The organism is Streptomyces sp. AB3(2024), from assembly GCF_041862025.1.
In the GTDB taxonomy this organism is placed as follows: Bacteria; Actinomycetota; Actinomycetes; order Streptomycetales; family Streptomycetaceae; genus Streptomyces.
The window spans coordinates 1-223 of the sequence record NZ_JBGWAB010000433.1; the positions used below are offsets into that span (position 1 = coordinate 1).

The following is a 223-nucleotide window of genomic DNA, read 5'->3' on the forward strand; positions in this document are numbered from 1 at the left end:
GCCTGGCCCGCGCGCCGGACGCGATCGCTCCGAAGCTGGAGGTCATCGCGGGCACGGTCGGTGCCCGGGCGATCACCGAGTTCGGGATCGACGTCTCGCGGCTGCACTGGGACATGACCAGCATGTCCGTCCACGGCGCCTTCCCTGCCGGGGACCAGGACGAGCGGTACCCGCTTATCGCCTGCAACGGGCATCCCAAGGACCGGCGCCTGGATTTGAAACA

The 223-nt window shown here is 69.1% G+C and carries 1 pseudogene; it reads left to right on the forward strand.

Going from position 1 to position 223, the window contains the following annotated elements:
• Positions 1 to 223 (forward strand): annotated as a pseudogene (locus tag ACEPPI_RS41110) (hypothetical protein); the annotation flags it as partial.